The organism is Mesorhizobium sp. C432A (assembly GCF_030323145.1).
In the GTDB taxonomy this organism is placed as follows: Bacteria; Pseudomonadota; Alphaproteobacteria; order Rhizobiales; family Rhizobiaceae; genus Mesorhizobium.
In genome coordinates this window covers 5,326,231-5,345,153 of the sequence record NZ_CP100470.1, presented here as the reverse complement: position 1 = coordinate 5,345,153, position 18,923 = coordinate 5,326,231, and the positions used below count along the sequence as shown (strand labels likewise).

The following is an 18,923-nucleotide window of genomic DNA, read 5'->3' as shown; positions in this document are numbered from 1 at the left end:
GGAAGAACCTGCTCAATAGGAAGAGCTGTTGTTTTCAGGCGCGCTATGGGCGCCTCAGCCTTCCGTTCCGGCGCACGCCTTGTCGGCGGCCGGCACGATGCCTGTTCAGGCAGCGCGGGGCGAAGTGATTTTCGGCGCCGGCTTTTTATTCTTCGCGGTATGGAGAAGGGCGGCGACGATCGCGGCCGGACCGATCGCACGGTAGTGGTTGGCGAGCGCCGGTTGCTTGGCGCGGCTCGATTCCTGCTTGGTTCGTGACATCGATCTCTTCCCTGGTAACATTTCCGTGTCTGCGTTTGCCGGCCGAATCTGACCGAATCGTGACCTATGGTGGACTAGCCGGCGAATGTTTCATGACTGTGCCGACATGTTTAATAAAATGTTTCAGCGGCTCCTGACCTATGATCCAGCGACGCTTTTGCCGGAAGTTGCGACTTGACGGCAACACCGGCCAAGGCGATAAAGCCGCCGATGAAAACGTTTTTCGCCATTTGTGGCATTTGCATTATTGGCTAGCTTCGCGCTGGTCCGGACGTTTTCGCCTCATCTTTCCCCAGAGTGGACAAACGCCCCGGCCAGCAGGCTGGAGCCCGATTTGTGCCTTGGCACAGGTAGGCTCCATCCAGAACTTAACGGACCGGAAGGGCACGCATGTCTGACGCATCGAAGGGTCTCAGCCTCTACAACACGCTAACGCGGACGAAGGACGTGTTCGTCCCGATCGACCCGTCGAATGTGCGCATGTATGTCTGCGGTCCGACCGTCTACGACTTTGCCCATATCGGCAATGCGCGTCCGGCGATCGTCTTCGACGTGCTGTTCCGTTTGCTGCGTCACCTCTACGGCGAGGCTGGTGTCACGTATGTGCGCAACATCACAGATGTCGACGACAAGATTAACGCCCGCGCGCTGCGCGATTTCGGCGCCGAGATCGCGTCGGGAAACCTGACGCTCAACGAGGCGATCCGCCGCGTCACCGAAAAGACCGCCGACCAGTACCACAAGGATGTCGCCGCACTCGGTTGCTTGCCGCCTACGGTCGAGCCGCGCGCCACCGAGTTCGTTGCGCGCCGCGCCGACGGCAAGGTTGACATGATCACCCTCATCGAACGTTTGATCGAACGCGGCCACGCCTATGTCGCCGCCGGCGAAGTGCTGTTCGACACCGCCTCGATGCCGGATTATGGCGAGCTGTCGAAGCGCAATCTCGACGAACAGCAGGCCGGTGCGCGAATTGCCGTCGACGCTCACAAGAAGAACCCGGGCGATTTCGTGCTGTGGAAATTGTCGTCACCGGAAGAGCCCGGCTGGGACAGCCCGTGGGGCAGGGGCCGTCCGGGCTGGCACATCGAATGCTCGGCCATGTCGGCCGCCTATCTCGGCGATGTCTTCGACATTCATGGCGGCGGCCTCGATTTGATCTTCCCGCACCATGAGAACGAGATCGCCCAGTCGCGTTGCGCCCACGGCACCGACGTCATGGCCAATGTCTGGATGCACAACGGCTTCCTGCAGGTCGAGGGCCAGAAAATGTCGAAGAGCCTCGGCAATTTCTACGCCATCGCCGAACTGCTGGAGACCGACACTTTCGGCGGCCGCAAATGGCCGGGCGAGGTGCTGCGGCTGGCGATGCTGATGACGCATTACCGCGAGCCGATCGACTTTTCCGTACGCAAGCTGGAAGAGGCCGAGAATACGCTGCGCAAATGGAAGCGCGCCGCCGATCTCGCCCCGTCGGCAGGGCAAGTTCCGGCGGAGGTTGTGGCGGCGCTGTCTGACGACCTCGCCACCTATGCCGCCTTCCAGCAGCTCACGCAGCTTGCCGGTGAGGCCGCGGAGGGCAACGAAGCGGCCGCATCGCTGAAGGCATCGCTGTTGTTCCTCGGCTTCGATATCGGCGCGGCCAAGGTCGACGAGGTTGCGGTCGCCAAGGCGATCGCCAAGCGCTTGGAACTGATCGCAGCGAAAAACTGGGCCGAAGCCGATCGCATCCGCGATGAGCTTCTGGCGCAGGGCGTGCAGCTGAAAGACGGCAAGGATCCTATCACTGGCGAACGCGTGACGACGTGGGAGGTAAAGCGGTGAGGGTGGCGCGAGACACCGTTGTAAGATTGGCGAAGGCCGGAGCGACAGCCAATCTCCCCCCTTGCGGGGGAGATGTCCGGCAGGACAGAGGGGGGTGTGAAGGAACGCCAGCGTTCCTTCTTGCCCACTTTCATTTCGGCCACTTTCTGAGAACGCAATGGCTGCCGGTTGAGACGCTGGCGGGACAGCACCCCCCTCTGTCCTGCCGGACATCTCCCCCGCAAGGGGGGAGATCAGCCCTCGCCTCGGTTTTCGCTAATCGCCAGCGCGGAGTGGCCTGAGCATGGGTCACGACCTCGTTCCATCGCGTCAGCGCAAGAATGCAAAGTCCATGCGTCGCGTCATGACCGATGCCGAGCTGAAACTGTGGAATGAGTTGCGGGCTCACCGGCTGATGGGGATGAGCTTTCGCCGACAGGTACCGATTAGGCCCTACATTGTCGACTTCGCCTGTTCGGCCCACCACCTCGTAGTCGAGGTTGATGGCAGTCAGCATGCCGACGTAGAAGATGCAGAACGCGACAAGGCACGCAGCGCTCAATTGAGTGCCAGTGGCTGGACCATCCTGCGCTTCTGGAACGACGACGTCATCCGCGATATCGACAATGTCTGCCAGCACATCGTGATCGAGGCCGGCTTGGCCGGCGCCGACGTGCCGGCGCCAGCAAGGGAGGAACTTGTTTCATGATCGACCATCTCGGCATCAATGTCGCCGATTTCGGCGCGTCGAAAGCCTTTTATGACCAGGCGATGGCGCCGCTTGGCGCCTCGCTGATCTACATGGTGCCACTGGAATATACCGGCGGCGCCAAGGTCGGCGGTTATGGCCGCGACCGGCCGGTGTTCTGGCTGCAGGCCAGCGATGACAAGCCGAGGACCCATCAGCACGTCGCCTTCACCGCGCGCAGCCGCGCCGAGGTCGACGCCTTCCATGCCGCGGCGCTCGCCGCCGGCGGCAAGGACAATGGCGGGCCGGGGCTGCGCCCGCATTATCACCCGGACTATTACGGCGCCTTCGTCTTGGATCCCGACGGCAACAATGTCGAGGCCGTCTGCCATGCGCCCGAATGACTATGAAACGGAGTGAAACGCCATGAGCCTCGACAACCGGCCGATCTACACCGGCGGCTGCCAGTGCGGCGCGGTGCGCTTTCGCGTCGAGGGTGCGCTGGGTGACGCCTCGATCTGCCATTGCCGCATGTGCCAGAAGGCGTTCGGCTCATTTTACGCGCCCCTGGTCTCGGTGCGTGGCGCCAAACTCGACTGGACGCGCGGCGAACCGAAATATTTCGCCTCGTCCAGCCATGTCGATCGTGGCTTTTGCGCCAATTGCGGCACGCCGCTGACCTTTACCGCGCCCGACGGCATCGGCCTCGCCATTGGCGCCTTCGACAATCCGGCTGATATCGTGCCGCTGATCCAGTGGGGCACGGAGGCAAAACTTCCCTATGTCGATACCATCCCGCAATTGCCGGCCGAGGACACTATGGCCGACATGTCGTCGGCGCCTTATCTCGCCGAGCTCGTCTCCTACCAGCATCCCGACCATGACACCGACCAATGGGACACCGAACACCGGCCGCCAGAGGGAAAATCATGACGGATGAAGTTCGAACCGGCGGCTGCCAGTGCGGTGCCGTGCGTTTCCGCATCAAGGGCAAGCTCGGCCGGGCGTCCATCTGCCATTGCCGCATGTGCCAGAAACAGTTCGGTTCGTTTTTCGGCGCGCTGGTGACAGTGCCCAAGGATGGCGTCGAATGGATGCGCGAAGAGCCCACCTATTTCCAGTCGTCGGTCAACATCGATCGCGGCTTCTGTGCCCGCTGCGGTACACCGCTGACCTATCGCCAACCTGGCGCACTGGAGATCGCCATCGGCGCCTTCGACGACCGCTCCGATCTGGCGCCGCAGATCCAGGTCAACTACGCGGTCCGATTGCCTTGGGTGGAAACGATCTTTGACCAGCCCATGCATCAGGATCCGGATTTCTACTCCCGCCAGGAGCAGATCATCTCCTTCCAGCATCCCGACCACGAAACCACGGACTGGCCCGCGCACGGCCTGAAGATATGAGCAATGAAATGAACAGTGAACTTCGTACTCTTTATCCAGAGATCGAGGCGTTCGAGTCCGGCATGCTCGATGTCGGCGACGGCCATCATATCTACTGGGAGCGCTCCGGAACCAGGGGCGCCAAGCCGGCCGTTTTCCTGCATGGCGGTCCCGGCGGCGGCTTCTCGCCAAAACATCGGCAATTGTTCGACCCGAAGCTTTACGACGTCATCCTGTTCGACCAGCGCGGCTGCGGGAAATCGACACCCAACGCCTCGCTCGAGGCCAACACCACCTGGCACCTGGTTGCCGACATCGAGCGGCTGCGTGAGATGTGCGGCTTCGAAAAATGGCTGGTGTTCGGCGGCTCGTGGGGCTCGACGCTGGCGCTGGCCTATGCCGAGACGCATCCTAATCGCGTCAGCGAGCTTGTCGTGCGCGGCATCTACACGCTGACCCGCGCCGAACTCGAATGGTACTATCAGTTCGGCGTCTCCGAGATGTTCCCCGACAAATGGGAGCGTTTCCTGGCGCCAATTCCTGAAGCCGAGCGCGGCGACATGATGGCCGCTTACCGCAGGCGGTTGGTCGGCGCCGATGGCAAGGCGCAGCTGGAAGCCGCCCTTGCCTGGAGCCTGTGGGAAGGTGAGACGATCACGCTGCTACCGGAGCCGGAGACCAGCGACAAGTTCGGCGAGGACGACTTCGCCATCGCCTTTGCCCGCATCGAGAACCACTATTTCGTCCACGCCGGCTGGCTGGAGGAGGGGCAGCTTCTGCGCGATGCCTATAAGCTCGCGGATATTCCCGGCACAATCGTCCACGGCCGCTACGACATGCCGTGCCCGGCGCGCTATGCCTGGGCCCTGCACAAGGCCTGGCCGAAGGCGGATTTCCACCTCATCGAAGGCGCCGGCCATTCCTATTCGGAGCCGGGGATTCTGGATCGGCTGATACGCGCGACGGATGGGTTTGCGGGGAAATGACAGCGCGCGGCACCCCCCTCTGTCCTGCCGGACATCTCCCTCTCAAGGGGGGAGATTGGCTGTCATCGGCGCTTTCGCAAATCTTCATCGCTGCGGGAAAAGATCCGACGCTAAAGCTGCCGATCTCCCCCCTTGAGGGGGAGATGGCCGGCAGGCCAGAGGGGGGTGCTCGCGCGCCAACAGAACAATGACCAAGCAACGCCTCTATCTCTTCGACACAACCCTCCGCGATGGCCAGCAGACGCCGGGCATCGACTTTTCCGTCGAGGACAAGATCGCGATTGCCAAGCTGCTCGACGAGTTCGGCATGGACTTTGTCGAAGGCGGCTATCCCGGCGCCAATCCGACCGACACCGCCTTCTTCCAGCAGAAGCGCACGGCGAAGGCAAAGTTCGTCGCCTTCGGCATGACCAAGCGGGCAGGCGTGTCGGCGTCCAACGACCCGGGCCTGGCAGCGCTCGTGCAGTCCAAGTCCGACGCCATCTGCTTCGTCGCCAAGAGCTGGGACTATCATGTCCGCGTCGCGCTCGGCTGCACCAATGAGGAAAACCTCGACTCCATCAAGGCTTCGGTCGAAGCAGCAATCGCCGCGGGCAAGGAAGCGATGGTCGATTGCGAGCATTTCTTCGACGGCTTCAAGGCCAATCCGGACTACGCACTGGCCTGCGCCAGGACTGCCTATGAAGCCGGCGCGCGCTGGGTGGTGTTGTGCGACACCAATGGCGGCACGCAGCCCTCGGAAGTGCGCGCCATCGTCGACAAGGTCATTGTTTCAGGCATTCCGGGCGACCATCTCGGCATCCATGCCCATGACGACACCGGCCAGGCGGTGGCCAATTCGCTCGCCGCCGTCGAGGCCGGCGTGCGCCAGATCCAAGGCACGCTGAACGGCATCGGCGAGCGCTGCGGCAACGCCAATCTGGTCTCGATCGTACCGACGCTGGCGCTGAAGCCGGCCTTCGCCGATCGGTTTGAAACCGGCATCTCGGCCGAGGCGCTGACCGGGATATCCCGGCTTTCCCGCGCCTTCGACGAATTGCTGAACCGTGCTCCGGAAGCGCAGGCGCCCTATGTTGGCGCCTCGGCCTTCGCCACCAAGGCCGGCATCCATGCCTCCGCACTGGCCAAGGAGCCGGCGACCTATGAACATGTGCCGCCCGAGGCGGTAGGCAACCGCCGCCGCGTTATGGTTTCGGACCAGGGCGGCAAGGCCAATTTCCTCGCCGAACTGAAGCGGCGCGGCATCGATGTGCCCAGAGACGACCATCGTCTCGATGCGCTGATCTCGGTGGTCAAGGAGCGCGAGGCCGAGGGCTACGCCTATGAGGGCGCCGATGCCTCCTTCGAGCTGTTGGCGCGCAAAATGCTGCACGGCCTGCCGGAGTTCTTCAACGTCACTTCGTTCCGCTGCATGGTCGAGCGCCGCTTCGATGCCAACGGCCAGTTGAAGACGGTCTCCGAAGCCATCGTCAAGGTGATGGTCGAGGGCGAGGAGAAGATGTCGGTGGCCGAAGGCCACGGCCCGGTCAACGCGCTCGACATCGCGTTGCGCAAGGACCTCGGCAAATTCCAGAGCGAGATCGCCGACATGGAGCTCGCCGATTTCAAGGTGCGTATCCTCAATGGCGGCACCGAGGCGATCACCCGCGTCCTGATCGAATCGCATGACGGCACCGGCGCACGCTGGTGGACGGTCGGCGTCTCGGAAAACATCATCGATGCGTCCTTCCAGGCGCTGATGGATTCGATCGTCTACAAGCTGATGAAGAACCGCGACATGGCGGGATTGGTGGCGGCGGAGTAAGCTTGCAGGACTTGGGTTCCTCGCCCCTCGAAGTGGGGCGAGGAACTGGCGGCGCCCCTTGAACCATCAGCGGAAGTCCATTGATCCATCATAATTTTGCGATGGTTTTGGATGGCCCACTGGGCCATAGCGTTTGCCATGGCCAGCGACACGATCCAGCCCGACGCCGACTCCAAAGCCCGCAGCGGCTTTCTCCTCGCGCTCGGCGCTTATCTGCTATGGGGCCTGTTGCCCTTCTACATGAAGGCGGTTGCGCATCTGCCGCTGATCGAGGTGATCGCCCACCGCATCGTCTGGTCGGTGCCGATTGCTGCTGCAGTGCTGGTCTGGGCCGGCCGCACAGCCGATTTCAAGGCGGCGATCCGCTCGCCGCGCAGCATCGCCATGGCGGCGCTGACGGCGACCCTGATCTCCGTCAACTGGGCCATCTATGTCTGGGCGATCTCGGTCGACCGCACCGTCGAGACCGCGCTCGGATACTACATCAACCCATTAGTTAGCATCGTCGTCGGCGCGTTGTTGCTCGGCGAGAAGCTCGACCGGCTGCAGATCGCGGCCGTGTTGCTGGCGGCGGTCGCAGTTGCCGTTCTGACCGTCGATGCCGGCAAATTGCCCTGGGTGTCGTTGGCGCTGGCGTTTTCCTTCGCTGCCTATGGGTTCTTCCGCAAGACGCTGCCGATCGGCCCGAGCCAGGGCTTTCTGCTCGAAGTGCTTTTGCTGTCGGTGCCGGCGCTTGCCTACATCGTCTTCCTGGTCGTCAACGGCCAGGACCATTTCATCTCCAGCAACGGCACCGATATGGCTTTGCTCATCGGCTGCGGCCCAGTCACCTCGGTGCCGCTGCTTCTGTTCGCCTTCGGCGCCAAGCTTCTGCGCCTCTCCACCATCGGCATCATGCAGTACATCGCACCGACCATGGTGTTCCTGATCGCCGTGCTGATTTTCGACGAGCCGTTCGGCACCACGCAAGCAATTGCCTTCGCGCTGATCTGGGCGGCATTGGCGATGTATTCCTGGTCGATGTTTCGTGGCCGTGAAATCCGCCCGGTGGCGTTGGCCCCGAAGTAGGGAGCCTTTCGATGTACGTGCTGCATATCGCCAACAAGAACTATTCGTCATGGTCGCTGCGGCCATGGGTGCTGATGCGCACCCTCGACATTCCGTTCGAGGAGCAATTGACGCCGTTTCCGACCGGGCCCAGTTTCGATCTCTACCGGGCGTTCTCGCCCAGCGGGCGTGTGCCTTGCCTGGTGGATGACGGCTGGGCTGTCTGGGATTCGCTGGCTATTGCCGAGTACCTTGCCGAGCGCCACCACGGTGTGTGGCCTGCCGAGGCCAAGGCGCGAGCCTGGGCGCGCTCGGCCGCCGCCGAAATGCATTCTGGTTTCACGGCCTTGCGCGGCGCATGCCCGATGAATTGCGGCTTGCGGGTAAAACCGTTGCCGATGTCGGACGCGCTGAAGCAGGATCTGTTCCGTTTGGGCGATCTCTGGGACGATGGCCTTGCCCGGTTCGGCGGGCCGTTCCTTGCCGGCGGCCACTTCACCGCCGTCGATGCCTTCTTCGCCCCGGTGGCGTTCCGCGTCCAGTCCTATGGATTGTCTTTCGAAGGGGCAGCTGCAGCCTATCCCGCGCAATTGCTTGGCCTGCCGGCCATGCAGGAATGGTATGCCGCGGGTCTCGCCGAGACCTGGCGGGAGCCGGACCATGAGGCGGAGGTCGCTGCCGCCGGCACCATCGTCGAGGATCTTCGCGCTACGGCGTGATGGGCAGCGGGGCCTCTCTCACTATTCACTATCACATCTTATCAATCACCGACTGCACGCCTTCCGTCGGGGCATCGACCGACGACCCCGCCACCATGATGGCGGCGACGATTGCCTCGGGGTCTTCGACCACCAGCGGCCTGACCCGCTGTGCGGTGTGGATGAAGCCTTCGCTGGCCATATGGTCGAGCAGCGCCAGCATCGGATCCCAGAACCCTTGAACGTTGGCGAAGACGATCGGCTTGCGGTGATGGCCGAGCTGGCCCCAGGTCATGATCTCGACGATTTCCTCGACCGTGCCGATGCCGCCGGGCAGCGCCACAAAGGCGTCGGATTTCTCGAACATCTTGTGCTTGCGCTCGTGCATGTTGTCGGTGATCAGCAACTCGTCGAGCCGGTCAAGCGCGGTTTCGGTCGCCTCCTTGTTGATGAGGAAGCGCGGAATGATGCCCGTTACCTTGCCGCCGGCCTTGAGCGCGCCTTCGGCGACTGCGCCCATAATGCCTTTGGTGCCGCCGCCATAGACCAGCCGCAGGCCGGCTTTGGCGAGCGAGCGGCCAAGCAGGTGCCCGGCCTTGGCATAGATTTCATCGCGGCCCGGCGACGAGCCGCAGTAGACGCAGACGGATCGAATCGTGTTCATGCGTGATTGGTGATTGGGTCTGAATGCGGGGTCAAGCCCCTGAGGCTGACAAGCCCGGGCTTTTTCTTGTCGGTCCAGATAAAACACGCTAGACCGGCTTTAGGTGGCTAAGGGGCAGGGAAATATGGCAATTAATCCTTTGAAGGCGTTTCTGTTCGCGGCGGGTGGGACCGTCGCGATCGTCGGAACCGCCTATGTATCGGGCGCACTCGACCCGTATCTCAACCCCAAGCCGCCAGCGGAGATTGCAGCGCTGACGCCGCCGGCTGAGAAGCCGGCCGATTCCGGGACCGAGGGAAGGCTGCCGCCGGCGCCTGCCGCGCCCGCCGATGTCAAGGCTCCGGCTGCACCTGCGGACGCAACCGCTCCCGCGACCGAAGCTGCGGCTCCGGCGGCACCTGCCGCGCCGGCTGCAGCCCCAGCAACTCCCGCGCCGGCCACGGCCGGGCCGGTTGCGCCGAGCTTCGACGTCGTGCGCGTCGAAAGCAACGGCTCGATCGTCGTTGCCGGCAATGCTGCGCCCAATTCGAAGATCGAGATCCTCAACGGCTCCTCGGTGCTTGGCTCGACTGTCGCCGGTCCGGACGGCGCCTTCGTCATCGTTCTCGACGATCCGCTGAAGCCCGGCGACTATACGATTGCGTTGCGCGCGACGGCCGACGATGTGGTTACCCCTTCCGTGCAGACCGCCGTCGTTTCGGTTCCCAAGGACGCCGCCGGCCAGGTGCTGGCGATGGTCGAGGAACCCGGCAAGCCGGCCGAGCTGCTTAGCGTCCCGGCGCCTGAGACCAAGCCCGCGGCACCGGCCGCCGGCGATCAGGCCGCTGCCCCAGCCGCTGAGGCGCCTGCTACGGCTGCGCCTGCCGTGGTCGCGGCAGCGCCTGCCGCTCCCGCTGAAACAGCACCTGCTGCTCCGGCTGTGGAAGCCGCAACTGCCCCTGCAGCGCCAGCAGTACCTGCAGCGCCGCCGGCGGCAGGCGTGGCTGCACCCAAGATCGTCGTCGAAGCGGTCGAGATCGACGGCAACAAGATCTTCGTCGCCGGTCTGGCTGACGCCGGCCGCAAGGTGCGCGCCTATGCCAACGATATCCTGCTTGGTGATGCGGTGACCTCGCCCGACGGTCATTTCCTGGTCGAGGCGACGCGCGACATCCCGGTCGGCAGCTACACCATCCATGTCGACGGTCTCGACGCCGACGGCGTGAAGGTCGTGGCCCGCGCCGCCGTGCCGTTCGAGCGCGAACCCGGCGAAGCGATCGCCGCCGTGGCGCCCGCGGAGGCCAAGCCCACCGAGACCAAGCCCGCCGAAGCAAAGCCTGCTGAGCCGGCCGCACCGGCTGCTGCCGAAGCACCGGCCGCTCCGAAGCCTGCGGCGCCAGCCACTATCGCGGCTGCCCCTGCGAAGCCCGCACCAGCTGCTGCCGCATCCGCACCAGCCGCACCGGCGGCTGAAGCGCCGGCTCCGGCTGACCCGGCGGTTGCCGGGGCACCTGCGGCACCGGCAGCGCCTGCCGCTGAGGTTCCAGCCGTCGTCGCGGCGGCAACGCCCGATGTGCCAGAGACGGTGGCGCCAAAGCTTGAACATGCCGACGGCGCGGTGATCATCCGCAGGCACGACACGCTGTGGCGGATCTCACGGCGCGTCTACGGTCACGGCGTGCGCTTCTCGACCATCTATCTCGCCAACCAGGACCAGATCAGCGATCCCGACCGCATCTGGCCGGGGCAGGTGTTCAAGGTTCCGGAAAAGTCCAAGGAAGGCGAAGCCGCCGACCTCAAGGCGATGGGCGAGCAGGTGACAACGGCGCCGGTGAAGACGCAGTAGCGGCCGAGCGCTTGATCTCCCCCTTGAGGGGGAGATGGCCGGCAGGCCAGAGGGGGTCGCCGCGCATAGAACGCCGACCTTCTCTTTGCTGCAAACGACGTTGCGTCAGGACGTACCGACCCCCTCTGTCGCCTTCGGCGACATCTCCCCTCGAGGGGGGAGATTAGGTCGCTCTACCCATCGGGATAGCTTGCCACGCACCCGTTCATCGTCTATCGCCGATGAACGATGGCAGACTCGCTCGCTGAACCAGACCACGCAAACTGCGCACCGCCCCAAAGCCGCGCCGTTGCCGCGAGCTTCGCCGCACTCTCGCACCCGGCGCGCATCGAGATCCTTAGACATCTGTCGGCCAGCCGCTCCTGCTGCTGCCGTGAGGTTGTCGACCATCTCGACCTCGCGCAGTCGACGGTCTCCCAGCATCTGAAAATCCTGGTCGAAGCAGGCTTGGTCCGCTTCGAGCCCGACCGCCAGCGCTCGCGCTATCAACTCGACCGCGCCGCGCTCGCCGACGTTTCCGCATCGCTGACCGCACTCGTCAATTCCTGCTGCTCCGGCCGCTGATTTCTCACCCAAAAGGCAAGACAAGTGGCAGAAAAAACCGTTTCCGATAGCTCGACCTTCAGCACCTTGCGCAATCTGTGGCCCTATATGTGGCCGGCCGACCGCCCCGATCTCAGGGCACGCGTCACTTGGGCAACGCTGCTTCTGGTCGTTGCCAAGCTGACACTGGTTGCCGGGCCGTACTTCTTCAAATGGGCGACCGATTCTCTGGCCGGTGACGCCAAATCGCCGCCGCCGCTGCCATCCTTCCTGCTGGCGCCGGTGATGCTGGTCGTCGCCTACAATGTCGTGCGGCTGGTGCAACTCGGCTTCAACCAGCTGCGCGATGCGCTGTTTGCCCGCGTCGGCCAGTATGCGGTGCGCCAGCTTGCGTTCCGCACCTTCGTTCACATGCACCAGCTGTCGCTGCGCTTTCACCTCGAGCGCCGCACCGGCGGCCTGTCGCGCATCATAGAGCGCGGCACCAAGGGCATCGAGACGATCGTGCGCTTCATCATGCTGAACACGGCGCCGACTATCCTCGAATTCGCGCTGACCACCGGCATCTTCGCCTACACTTATGGCTGGAAATATGTGGTCGTGGTGGCGGCCACGGTGTGGCTCTACGTCTGGTTCACGGTGCGCGCCAGCGACTGGCGCATCTCGATCCGCCGCGACATGAATGACAGCGACACCGACGCCAATACCAAGGCGATCGACTCGCTGCTCAACTACGAGACCGTCAAATACTTCAACAACGAGGGTATGGAGGCTGAGCGCTTCGACCGTTCGATGGCGCGCTATGAAATGGCGGCGACCAGAATATGGACCTCGCTCGGTTGGCTGAATTTCGGCCAGGGCATCATCTTCGGTCTCGGCACCGTCATCGTCATGTGCATGTCGGCGCTGGAGGTGCAGGCCGGCACGCAGACGGTCGGCGATTTCGTCTTCATCAACGCCATGCTGATGCAGCTTGCGGTGCCGCTCAATTTCATCGGCTTCATCTACCGCGAAATCCGCCAGGGGCTGACCGACATCGAGCAAATGTTCGACCTGCTCGATGTGCCGCAGGAAATCACCGACAAGCCGGATGCCAAGCCACTGGCCGTTACAGCCGGCAAGGTCGAGTTCCGCGACGTGCATTTTGCCTACGATCCCAACCGCAAGATCCTGAAAGGTGTCTCCTTCGAGGTGCCGGCCGGCAAGACGGTGGCCATTGTCGGACCGTCCGGCGCCGGCAAGTCGACGATTTCGCGGCTGCTATTCCGCTTCTACGACGTCCAGGGTGGTCAGGTGCTGATCGACGGCCAGGACGTCAGGGATGTGACCCAGCAGAGCCTGCGCGGCGCGATCGGCATGGTGCCGCAGGACACCGTGCTGTTCAACGACACCATCGCCTACAACATCCGTTACGGTCGCATCGGTGCCAGCGAAGAGGATATGCAGAAAGCCGCCGAGCTTGCCCAGATCGGCCCGTTTATCGAACGGCTGCCGGAAGGTTATCGCTCGATGGTCGGTGAGCGCGGGCTAAAGCTGTCGGGCGGCGAAAAGCAGCGCGTGGCGATTGCCCGCACGATTTTGAAGGCGCCGCCGATCCTGATGCTCGACGAGGCCACCTCGGCGCTGGACAGCCACACCGAACAGGAAATCCAGGCCGCCCTCGACCTGGTCAGCAAGGGCCGCACCACCATCGTCATTGCGCATAGGTTGTCGACGGTGATCACCGCCGACGAGATCATCGTGCTCAAGGACGGCGAGATCGCCGAGCGCGGCACCCATGCCGAGCTGATGCAAAAGCATGGCCTCTACGCGTCGATGTGGGACCGCCAGCGCGAAGCGACAGAAGCCGAAGAGAGGCTTCGAGTTGCACGCGAGAGCGATGAGCTGGGTGTGGTTGTGCGCAGGCGGACTTCGGAGGTGAGCTAGGCGGCGGAGCGCCGATCTCCCCCCTTGAGGGGGAGATGTCGCCGAAGGCGACAGAGGGGGTCGCAGCGCGTGGAGCGCTAACCTTCATCGGTCGCAAGGGGGGCGCATCCAGTCGAACCGACCCCCTCTGGCCTGCCGGCCATCTCCCCCTCAAGGGGGGTGATATGCAGCGTCGTCGCCATCATCACCACCGAAAATTTCCCCTTGACCTCAACCTAAGTTGAGATCGCAAACCCGTTCCTGAGCCACCGAACCCAAGTCGTTCAAGAACGGAGACAGATTCAAATGGATAAACTTGCCGAGGCAGCCGTGTTCAGGTCGACAAATTCGTCGTTCCTGCCGAGGCCCGTGAAGAAATCCTTCGCAAGGTCAGGGCAACGCATGAACTGCTGCGCCTGCAGCAAGGCTTCGTCCAGGATTTCGTGCTCGAGCAATTTTCGGGTCCGGGTGAGTTCAACCTGGTCACCATTGTCGAATGGGAAAACCAGGCGGCCGTCGACAATGTCGTGCCGATCGTCAAGGCGGCCCACGAGCGGGCGGGCTTCAACCCGCAGGAGACCATTGCCCGGCTGGGTGTGAAGGCCGATATCGCCAACTATCAGCGTCTGCCTGAGATGTAGGAGGGCCAGCCCGTGCCAGGTGCTGGCGCCTCGACGCTCAGCACCTGGCCGGTGCGGGCAATCCGCATACCAGGCAGTTCCTTCGGCATCGAGGCAGACGCCGTCGGGAAAGCCATCGAGATCGGCCCAGACCCGGCGGTTGGAAAGCCCGCCATCCTCCGCGATATCGAAGGCGGTCAGCCGGTTGGCATGCGACTCCGCCACGATCAGTGTCCTGTTGTCCGGCGTCACCGCCATGCCGTTGGCGAAAGCGATGTTCTCGGCCACTTGTCGAACCGAGCCGTCCGGCGTGATCAGCACGATGGTGCCGGGCCCGAAATGCTCGCCCGGTGCAGGCGCCGACCCGCCGCCATTGACATAGATGTTGCCGCGCCCGTCGACGACGATCTCGTTCCACGGGCTGTTGACAGCGACCGAAGATCGGCATGGGTGGCCAGCGTTCCATCCGCCTCCTGCCGCAGCAACAAGCCATCCCGACCCGAGACGATCAGCAATCGGCCATCCGGCAACCAGTCGATCGAATAGGGCAGGATGGCCGGCACGGTGAGCATCACCTGGTTCCCGCCGTCCTCATCCACCGCGACGATCTCTCCGGTTCCCCAGTTGCAGAGCCACAGGCGTCCGTCGTGCCAGCGGGGAGACTCTCCGAAAGCGAGGCCTTCTGTAATGACCTTGGCGTTCAGGGCGACTGATTTCGAGGATGGCATCTCTGACCCTGGTTTGTCGACTCGCCGCAATTCGGCATTGTCGCGAAGCGCTTTCCTGCCAAGGACGTATGAATCTGTGGCGCCCCGACACCGTCGACAATTTCGGCAAACCATCGTGCGGATGCCTCTGGATCAGAGTGCCTTTAATCCTTGAGGGCAGCTGATATTGTCGCGTCGGAAATAACCCATTCGCGCAAGTTTTGCGACCAAGAGAGTATTTTCGATGTTCGGTTTCTTTTCCCGCAAATCCAAGAAAACGCCCGAGAAGTCGGCATCAGATTCTGGAAAGCAGTTGGAATTCGGCCTGCCGTTGCCGGTCGTCGTACTGCGTTCGAACGTCGAGGATCCTGATGAAGAGCCGTTTTTTCTCGTCTTCGCTGTCATGCAATTCGTCACAGCGATGGTTTCCAAAGGACTCTATCGTTATCCCGAAATCGACACCAAGGCGATGCAGGTCCTTCATGCCGACTCGTACTCTTCGGAGGTAAAGAACGGCGGCCATAGTCAATTCATCCACAATGCCGGGCAGGAAATCGGCGCCATGATTGCCAACGCACGAGCTGGACTCACTGCTTGTGGCGCAAAGGGCCAGCTTGCGACTTTGGAAAAGATGTCCAGCTGGATTGCAGACCATCCCAACGAAGCCGCCCAGCAGACGGGCTTCGAGGGCGGGCGGGATGATTTTCTCGATACACTTGATCATGCGTTCTACGTTGCGGATGAGGCCGCGCCCATGGAAAACCTTTTGGCGCGCTGGATCGCGTCATGGCCTGATCTGCAAGTTGTCGATAGTGACGATTACGACGACGTCATACACCGGCTGGTGATGGCCAATCCGAAGCGCGAAGGCAGGCTTCTTCATAAGTCCGTTGGCAACTTGGCAGGCCAGATGATCTTCAGCTGGCGCGATGTCGGGGCCGGCCTTGCCTGCGCCAAGATCGCGCCGCCCGAGATCAAAATCGCGTTCGGCATGGCAAGGATGCTGAACATAGAAGGAGAGAAACAGCTGGTTTTTCAACTTCAGACCAGCGCGAAGAAGACCCGACTATGCAGTGCGACGGAGACACACGTCACGGTCTACGAGTACATCGCTCCAGAAGAGTTGCTTGTCATACCGCCAGGCGAGAGCCCGCTAGCGGCTAACGCCCCGAAAGTTGGCGCCAAGCTTGGCATTGCTGAAGAGACCGAGATCACAGCGGTCATTGAGCTGGCGGAACAATACCATGCTCCCGCCGCCGTCGACCTCCTGCTCCGCAAGGCAGGCTTCGACCCGACGGATGCCATCGTTTCTGCGAATTCGGTGGTGCAGAAGGAGGAAGGAGCAATCGTGAATTGGGTGGTGCTGGCATCAGGCCAAGTCTTCCTTTTCCAATCGTTGCGGAACGGCGGTGTGCTCTTGCGCGGCAAGGATGATGAAAGCCTCGCTGAGGCCGCTATGGCCGAGCTCAATGCCCACTTTGATTGCTCCGCTGCGGCGGGTTAGCGACAGCAAGCCTACTTTTTCTCCGTCAGGAAGAACGTGCCATCGGCATGGCCGTTGGCACCGCATGACAGGGGCTCCGATTTGCCATCCTTGCCGGCGCCGCTCTGCTCGACGACAAGCGCATCGCCGTCGCGGCGAAAGGTGAAGACGAATCCAGTCGGTTTGTCGTTGTCGTCGGTGTCCTCAAGTCGAAGCGTATTGCGCTCCTCGACCGTGCCGTCGATCTCGCATGACCCACTTCCCGAGACTGGATTGGAAACGACATCTTCCGAGATTTCGACCTTGCCTCCGCCAACAGCCTTGATGTCGACGCTGCCGCGCACGCTGCTCCATGTGCCGATCAAACCTGCATCGGGGGGCTTGCGTATGCCGGACAGGAAGGTTGCGCGGTCGCGCAGGAATTCGCCGAGATCGAAAGTCTGTTGGTTCTTGGGCGAACTTTCGTTGAAGCCGGCGATCTGGTCGCGATACGCGATGAAATCGCTTTGGTCGTCCCGCAGCGCCTTGCCGGCATGAGCATCGAGCCTCTTCAGCAGCGCGGTATAATTCTTCGCGACGTCGGCATCGGCTTGCGCCAGGACCGGATCGGCGCAAATGGCCTTTTCCGCCACGCTGGCGGCCTTGGCGCAGTCGAAGGATGGCTTGCCTTGCGCAACTGCGTGGTCGCTCGCTGCCACAAGTACGGTCAAAACGGCACCCACGGCTGACGATCGTATGGCAACAAGATACGTTTTGCCTGAATTTGGCGCCATGGCAGTCGGCCTTTTCGCCGCGCGTTCAGCCGGCGTTGGCCCGAATTCTGGCGGCAAAGCAGCCGACAGGCAAGCACGTCACCGTTCCTGCCGGCTGCGGACGATGCGGCCTTGCCCAATGTTGCGTTGCGGCAGCGGAGCCTTTCCGGTATTGAGGCCGGACCTGAAACAGGGACCGCCCCCATCCCATGAGCCCCATCCGATGAGCCTTGTCGATTCGATCAAGAATGCCTTCGTTCCGATCCATCGCGAGGGCTATCCGTTCATTGCCGCCTTTGGTGCGGGCACGCTGTTCCTCGGCTATTTCTCCTCGGTGCTGTTCTGGATCGGCCTGATCCTGACCGCCTGGTGCGTCTATTTCTTCCGTGACCCCGAGCGTGTCACCCCGGTCGATGACAGGCTGGTGGTCAGTCCCGCCGACGGCGTCATCTCGGCGGTCGGCCCGGCCGTGCCGCCGCGCGAGCTTGGCCTCGGCAACACCGAGATGACCCGCATCTCGGTGTTCATGAACGTCTTTTCCTGCCATGTGAACCGCGCTCCGGTGCGCGGCCGCATCACCAAAATCGAGCACCGGCCGGGCAAGTTCCTCAATGCCGAACTCGACAAGGCAAGCTCGGAGAACGAGCGCAACGGGCTGGTCATAGACAGTCCCAACGGCATCGTTGTCGCCGTGCAGATTGCCGGCCTGGTGGCGCGCCGCATCGTCTGCTGGGCCGAGACCGGCGGCTCCATTGCCGTCGGCGAACGCTTTGGCCTGATCCGCTTCGGCTCGCGCGTCGATGTCTTCCTGCCGTCGACCGCGGTGCCGCGCGTCGCCGTCGGCCAGACGGCGGTCGGCGGCGAAACCGTGCTCGCCGAATTCGGCGGCGTCGCCGCAACCCCGCTCGTCAGGATTTCGTAAGCGGTGGGCGCGCCGTTCAAAAAGTTCGAGGCCCATGGCAGCGGCGGCCCGCGCATCCGCGAAATTCCGATGCGCATGGTGCTGCCCAATCTGGTCACCGTGCTTGCCATCTGCGCCGGCCTGTCCGGCATCCGCTTCGGCTTCGAGGGCCGTTTCGAGCCGGCCGTGGTGATGGTGCTGCTCGCCGCCTTCCTGGACGGCATAGACGGGCGCCTGGCGCGCATGTTGAAGGCGACATCCAAATTCGGCGCGCAGATGGATTCGCTGGCCGACATCGTCAATTTCGGCGTCGCGCCGGCACTGGTGCTCTACGCCTTCCTGCTCGACCGCGCCGGCTCCTTCGGCTGGATCGCAGCTCTTCTGTTCACCATCGCCTGTGGCCTGCGGCTGGCGCGCTTCAACGTGCTCGACGAAGACCATGACCGGCCGATCTGGCAGAGCGAATACTTCGTCGGCGTGCCGGCGCCGGCCGGCGCCGTGCTGGTTATGCTGCCGCTCTATCTGTCCTTCCTGCGGCTCGGTCTCGAGCCGGACCGCCTGACGGCATTCGTCGCCACCGGCTTCACTGTGCTGGTCGCTTTCCTGCTGGTCAGCCGGCTGCCGGTCTATTCCGGCAAAAGCCTGAAAGTGCCCGGCGACAAGGTGCTGCCGATCATCCTGGCGGTCGTGCTCTACGTGCTGCTGTTGATGACCTATCCCTGGTACACGCTGACTGCCTCTGTCGCGGGCTATCTCATCTTCCTGCCTTTCAGCGTGCGGGCGTATTCGAAGCGCGCCAAGCGCGAGGGCGAAAAAGTGCCGCCTTCGGATATCGGGTAGTTGTTATCTCC

Annotated in this window: 20 protein-coding genes and 1 pseudogene; 16 read left to right on the top strand and 5 right to left on the bottom strand. The window is 62.9% G+C overall.

The features are described from left to right. Positions 1 to 105: 105 nt before the first annotated feature. Positions 106 to 261 carry a hypothetical protein gene (locus NLY33_RS26320; RefSeq protein WP_023673568.1) on the bottom strand — a complete coding sequence of 52 codons (156 nt, stop codon included), beginning with the start codon at positions 259 to 261 and terminating at the stop codon, positions 106 to 108. Between the two features lie 390 nt (positions 262 to 651). Here NLY33_RS26320 and cysS point away from each other — a divergent pair, with 390 nt between their 5' ends. The 9 genes from cysS to NLY33_RS26275 all read left to right on the top strand — a co-directional run bounded on the left by cysS (position 652) and on the right by NLY33_RS26275 (position 8,693). Continuing rightward, a complete protein-coding gene (cysS, locus tag NLY33_RS26315; protein ID WP_023705380.1) occupies positions 652 to 2,085 on the top strand; it encodes a cysteine--tRNA ligase in 1,434 nt (477 codons plus the stop codon). A gap of 283 nt (positions 2,086 to 2,368) precedes the next feature. Beyond that, entirely contained in the window at positions 2,369 to 2,773 is a 405-nt protein-coding gene (locus tag NLY33_RS26310) for an endonuclease domain-containing protein (protein ID WP_023684473.1), read from the top strand. Further along, positions 2,770 to 3,156: a VOC family protein gene (locus tag NLY33_RS26305; RefSeq protein ID WP_023684472.1), complete on the top strand. Its 387-nt coding sequence runs from the start codon at positions 2,770 to 2,772 to the stop codon at positions 3,154 to 3,156. The genes NLY33_RS26310 and NLY33_RS26305 overlap by 4 nt, the downstream gene beginning before the upstream one ends. 22 nt (positions 3,157 to 3,178) lie before the next feature. Then, a complete protein-coding gene (locus tag NLY33_RS26300; protein WP_023705379.1) occupies positions 3,179 to 3,685 on the top strand; it encodes a GFA family protein in 507 nt (168 codons plus the stop codon). Continuing rightward, complete coding sequence (locus NLY33_RS26295; RefSeq protein ID WP_023687309.1) at positions 3,682 to 4,158, top strand: GFA family protein; 477 nt, start codon at positions 3,682 to 3,684, stop codon at positions 4,156 to 4,158. Before NLY33_RS26300 ends, NLY33_RS26295 begins: the two co-directional genes overlap by 4 nt. Positions 4,159 to 4,166: 8 nt before the next feature. Next, entirely contained in the window at positions 4,167 to 5,123 is a 957-nt protein-coding gene (pip, locus tag NLY33_RS26290; RefSeq protein ID WP_023702703.1) for a prolyl aminopeptidase, read from the top strand. A 187-nt stretch (positions 5,124 to 5,310) separates the two neighbouring features. Then, positions 5,311 to 6,927, top strand: coding sequence for a citramalate synthase (gene cimA / locus NLY33_RS26285; protein ID WP_023705378.1), 1,617 nt, complete (start codon positions 5,311 to 5,313; stop codon positions 6,925 to 6,927). Between the two features lie 138 nt (positions 6,928 to 7,065). Next, positions 7,066 to 7,995: an EamA family transporter RarD gene (gene rarD / locus NLY33_RS26280; protein ID WP_023673577.1), complete on the top strand. Its 930-nt coding sequence runs from the start codon at positions 7,066 to 7,068 to the stop codon at positions 7,993 to 7,995. An 11-nt stretch (positions 7,996 to 8,006) separates the two neighbouring features. Next, positions 8,007 to 8,693 (top strand): glutathione S-transferase family protein, encoded by a 687-nt coding sequence (locus NLY33_RS26275; protein ID WP_023705377.1) that lies wholly within the window; start codon positions 8,007 to 8,009, stop codon positions 8,691 to 8,693. A 31-nt stretch (positions 8,694 to 8,724) separates the two neighbouring features. Here NLY33_RS26275 and NLY33_RS26270 read toward each other — a convergent pair whose 3' ends face one another. After that, positions 8,725 to 9,336, bottom strand: coding sequence for an LOG family protein (locus NLY33_RS26270; RefSeq protein ID WP_023705376.1), 612 nt, complete (start codon positions 9,334 to 9,336; stop codon positions 8,725 to 8,727). A 124-nt stretch (positions 9,337 to 9,460) separates the two neighbouring features. Here NLY33_RS26270 and NLY33_RS26265 point away from each other — a divergent pair, with 124 nt between their 5' ends. From NLY33_RS26265 to NLY33_RS26250, 4 genes are all read left to right on the top strand, one after another. Then, positions 9,461 to 11,161, top strand: coding sequence for a LysM peptidoglycan-binding domain-containing protein (locus NLY33_RS26265; protein WP_286439304.1), 1,701 nt, complete (start codon positions 9,461 to 9,463; stop codon positions 11,159 to 11,161). Positions 11,162 to 11,389: 228 nt separating this feature from the next. After that, a complete protein-coding gene (locus tag NLY33_RS26260) occupies positions 11,390 to 11,725 on the top strand; it encodes an ArsR/SmtB family transcription factor (RefSeq protein ID WP_023685665.1) in 336 nt (111 codons plus the stop codon). 24 nt (positions 11,726 to 11,749) lie between these two features. Further along, a complete protein-coding gene (locus NLY33_RS26255) occupies positions 11,750 to 13,630 on the top strand; it encodes an ABCB family ABC transporter ATP-binding protein/permease (protein ID WP_023705375.1) in 1,881 nt (626 codons plus the stop codon). Between the two features lie 356 nt (positions 13,631 to 13,986). After that, positions 13,987 to 14,250 carry an antibiotic biosynthesis monooxygenase gene (locus NLY33_RS26250; RefSeq protein ID WP_050589133.1) on the top strand — a complete coding sequence of 88 codons (264 nt, stop codon included), beginning with the start codon at positions 13,987 to 13,989 and terminating at the stop codon, positions 14,248 to 14,250. A 120-nt stretch (positions 14,251 to 14,370) separates the two neighbouring features. Here NLY33_RS26250 and NLY33_RS26245 read toward each other — a convergent pair. Continuing rightward, positions 14,371 to 14,613, bottom strand: a pseudogene (locus NLY33_RS26245) (SMP-30/gluconolactonase/LRE family protein); the annotation flags it as partial. Then, a complete protein-coding gene (locus NLY33_RS26240; RefSeq protein WP_023705373.1) occupies positions 14,544 to 14,957 on the bottom strand; it encodes an SMP-30/gluconolactonase/LRE family protein in 414 nt (137 codons plus the stop codon). The gene NLY33_RS26240 and the pseudogene NLY33_RS26245, both read right to left, overlap by 70 nt. Positions 14,958 to 15,180: 223 nt before the next feature. On the opposite strand from NLY33_RS26240, the gene NLY33_RS26235 reads away from it, so the two are divergent. After that, positions 15,181 to 16,440: a DMP19 family protein gene (locus tag NLY33_RS26235; RefSeq protein WP_023705372.1), complete on the top strand. Its 1,260-nt coding sequence runs from the start codon at positions 15,181 to 15,183 to the stop codon at positions 16,438 to 16,440. An 11-nt stretch (positions 16,441 to 16,451) separates the two neighbouring features. Here NLY33_RS26235 and NLY33_RS26230 read toward each other — a convergent pair whose 3' ends face one another. Then, positions 16,452 to 17,129 (bottom strand): lysozyme inhibitor LprI family protein, encoded by a 678-nt coding sequence (locus NLY33_RS26230; protein WP_033001048.1) that lies wholly within the window; start codon positions 17,127 to 17,129, stop codon positions 16,452 to 16,454. Here NLY33_RS26230 and NLY33_RS26225 point away from each other — a divergent pair. After that, positions 17,035 to 18,093 carry a phosphatidylserine decarboxylase gene (locus NLY33_RS26225; RefSeq protein ID WP_348625843.1) on the top strand — a complete coding sequence of 353 codons (1,059 nt, stop codon included), beginning with the start codon at positions 17,035 to 17,037 and terminating at the stop codon, positions 18,091 to 18,093. The genes NLY33_RS26230 and NLY33_RS26225 overlap by 95 nt on opposite strands. A gap of 3 nt (positions 18,094 to 18,096) precedes the next feature. Further along, positions 18,097 to 18,912 (top strand): CDP-diacylglycerol--serine O-phosphatidyltransferase, encoded by an 816-nt coding sequence (pssA, locus tag NLY33_RS26220; protein WP_023672701.1) that lies wholly within the window; start codon positions 18,097 to 18,099, stop codon positions 18,910 to 18,912. Positions 18,913 to 18,923 lie beyond the last annotated feature (11 nt).

What these genes read in the sequence shown, in the direction of transcription:
- NLY33_RS26320 (WP_023673568.1), bottom strand. Translation starts at nt 261, where the DNA reads ATGTCACGAACCAAGCAGGAATCGAGCCGCGCCAAGCAACCGGCGCTC.
- cysS (WP_023705380.1), top strand. Translation starts at nt 652, where the DNA reads ATGTCTGACGCATCGAAGGGTCTCAGCCTCTACAACACGCTAACGCGG.
- NLY33_RS26310 (WP_023684473.1), top strand. Translation starts at nt 2,369, where the DNA reads ATGGGTCACGACCTCGTTCCATCGCGTCAGCGCAAGAATGCAAAGTCC.
- NLY33_RS26305 (WP_023684472.1), top strand. Translation starts at nt 2,770, where the DNA reads ATGATCGACCATCTCGGCATCAATGTCGCCGATTTCGGCGCGTCGAAA.
- NLY33_RS26300 (WP_023705379.1), top strand. Translation starts at nt 3,179, where the DNA reads ATGAGCCTCGACAACCGGCCGATCTACACCGGCGGCTGCCAGTGCGGC.
- NLY33_RS26295 (WP_023687309.1), top strand. Translation starts at nt 3,682, where the DNA reads ATGACGGATGAAGTTCGAACCGGCGGCTGCCAGTGCGGTGCCGTGCGT.
- pip (WP_023702703.1), top strand. Translation starts at nt 4,167, where the DNA reads ATGAACAGTGAACTTCGTACTCTTTATCCAGAGATCGAGGCGTTCGAG.
- cimA (WP_023705378.1), top strand. Translation starts at nt 5,311, where the DNA reads ATGACCAAGCAACGCCTCTATCTCTTCGACACAACCCTCCGCGATGGC.
- rarD (WP_023673577.1), top strand. Translation starts at nt 7,066, where the DNA reads ATGGCCAGCGACACGATCCAGCCCGACGCCGACTCCAAAGCCCGCAGC.
- NLY33_RS26275 (WP_023705377.1), top strand. Translation starts at nt 8,007, where the DNA reads ATGTACGTGCTGCATATCGCCAACAAGAACTATTCGTCATGGTCGCTG.
- NLY33_RS26270 (WP_023705376.1), bottom strand. Translation starts at nt 9,336, where the DNA reads ATGAACACGATTCGATCCGTCTGCGTCTACTGCGGCTCGTCGCCGGGC.
- NLY33_RS26265 (WP_286439304.1), top strand. Translation starts at nt 9,461, where the DNA reads ATGGCAATTAATCCTTTGAAGGCGTTTCTGTTCGCGGCGGGTGGGACC.
- NLY33_RS26260 (WP_023685665.1), top strand. Translation starts at nt 11,390, where the DNA reads ATGGCAGACTCGCTCGCTGAACCAGACCACGCAAACTGCGCACCGCCC.
- NLY33_RS26240 (WP_023705373.1), bottom strand. Translation starts at nt 14,957, where the DNA reads ATGCCATCCTCGAAATCAGTCGCCCTGAACGCCAAGGTCATTACAGAA.
- NLY33_RS26235 (WP_023705372.1), top strand. Translation starts at nt 15,181, where the DNA reads ATGTTCGGTTTCTTTTCCCGCAAATCCAAGAAAACGCCCGAGAAGTCG.
- NLY33_RS26225 (WP_348625843.1), top strand. Translation starts at nt 17,035, where the DNA reads ATGGCCTTTTCCGCCACGCTGGCGGCCTTGGCGCAGTCGAAGGATGGC.